The following is a 1,574-nucleotide window of genomic DNA, read 5'->3' as shown; positions in this document are numbered from 1 at the left end:
TACTCGGTCGCCAGCTTCTCGACCTCGTCGCTGGCCTTCATGGCCTTGCGATGCAGATCCTTGCGGCGCTTCTGCTCGGCTTCGTGTACGGCCTGGGCCGCAGCCTCGGCAGACACCGCGGCGGCGTGCTGGGCTGTGGCCGACGCAGGCGACGCTCGATAGCCGGGGCGTAGGCCAGCACCCAGCGATTGATCGTGGAGTGGTCGACCTCCAGGCCTCTCTCGAGGAGCATCTCCTCGATGTCGCGATAGCTCAGCGCGTAGCGCAGATACCAGGACACCGCCTGCACGATGAGGCTGGCCTCGAAGTGCCGGCCCCGGAAGTCGCCTTTGGCTTCTCGCTTCAGCTTGAGCGCGAGGACGTTGAGGATCATGGGCCGGCTCCGGATCGGAGCGGCAGGCTCGGCGGCTATGACTAACGAGCCGTGAACCTCAGCGCATTCGCGTTTGCGACAGACCCGGCATTCGTACGGGGCGACGACGCGCCCTTGAGCTTCCATTGGCACGCCGACGAGTGCGCGGGCGGCCTCGGCGCGGTCACGGTCAGAGCGAAACATGACGGTTCTCCAGCGGTGCGACGTGGGGGACGGAGAGGGCGGCCGCCTCGGCGGCGAGGGCGATCCGGAGGGCGTCCTCCGGGTCGGCGGCAGAGGCTTCCGCGAGGCGCTGGACGAGCAGCGCCGCGGCGGCGAGGAACAGGCGGGAGGCGGACCCGGCGCGCAGGTGCGCGTGGAGGCGCCCCCGGACGGCGTCCAGGGTGTCGGCAGGCGTGGACACCTCAGTTCGGCTGCAGGCGCGCGTAGGACTCGCGGCTCGCCAGGACGGCCTGGACCATCCGGCGGAGCGGGCGCAGGGAGCCGCCGCGCCAGGCCGACAGGGCGTCGAGCTCGTTGCCGTCGAGCGGCGGGCACCAGGCCTCGTCGAGGCCGCGTTCCTGGCGGATCTCCGCGAGGATGGCGGCCGCAGCGACGGGCATGTGCTCGCGACGCGGCATCGGCCACTGCACCGGCGGGGCGCGGTCCAGCAGGGGCTGCGACAGGCCGGTCCGCTCGTTCGCCGTCAGGATGTAGCTCGGGCCGCTGAGATCCAGGGGCACCTCCAGCGCCGGATCCTGAATGGCGCGGGCGGTCGTCGAGCGCTCCAGGAACGGCAGGATCGTCTCGTCAAGTCGTCCCCAGCGGCGGCTCGGACCCTGCTTCTCGGCCTCATCGACCAGGACACCCACCGAGGCCGTCCGGAAGCGCTGGATGGCCTGGGCGACGACGCTGAGACGCCAGGTGCCCCACATCCGGTTCGTGCCGGCGAACGCGCCGCCGTCGATCTGCCCGGCCGCCGAGTGGATGACCTCGGGCAGGCCCAGGCCACGGAACAGCGCCCGGGCGTAGCTCGTCTTCCCGCCGCCGGCGCCGCCGACCAGCGTTCTGGGTGGCACCATCTGTCAACGCCGCTCTAAACATCCCCAAAAGCGCCGGAGTAAAACTCCTCAGTTCCGCCGTTCAGGCCACCTGGGCGGCGTAGCCGTTTTTCGGCGGCCGTCCGCGCCGACGAGGCGGCGGCTGCAGTGGGGCGGCGATG

General features: G+C 71.3%; 2 protein-coding genes and 1 pseudogene. All 3 read right to left on the bottom strand.

Features of this window, described 5'->3' with window-relative positions; all coding sequences use genetic code 11:
* Positions 1-139: 139 nt before the first annotated feature.
* Positions 140-373, bottom strand: a pseudogene (locus MKL01_RS15910) (IS6 family transposase); the annotation flags it as partial.
* Positions 374-542: 169 nt separating this feature from the next.
* The gene (locus MKL01_RS15905) at positions 543-776 is read right to left on the bottom strand and encodes a hypothetical protein (RefSeq protein WP_243906182.1); all 234 of its coding nucleotides are present in this window, start codon (positions 774-776) and stop codon (positions 543-545) included.
* 1 nt (position 777) lies between these two features.
* Positions 778-1,434, bottom strand: a complete 657-nt coding sequence (locus tag MKL01_RS15900; protein WP_243906181.1) for an AAA family ATPase — start codon at positions 1,432-1,434, stop codon at positions 778-780.
* Positions 1,435-1,574 lie beyond the last annotated feature (140 nt).

The sequence above is a fragment of the Methylobacterium sp. J-070 genome (genome assembly GCF_022829385.1).
Classification (GTDB): Bacteria; Pseudomonadota; Alphaproteobacteria; order Rhizobiales; family Beijerinckiaceae; genus Methylobacterium.
This window is presented reverse-complemented; position numbering and strand designations above follow the sequence as displayed.

Bases quoted from the DNA above. Each gene is read 5' to 3' on its own strand.
- MKL01_RS15900 (WP_243906181.1), bottom strand. From the start codon at position 1,434: ATGGTGCCACCCAGAACGCTGGTCGGCGGCGCCGGCGGCGGGAAGACG.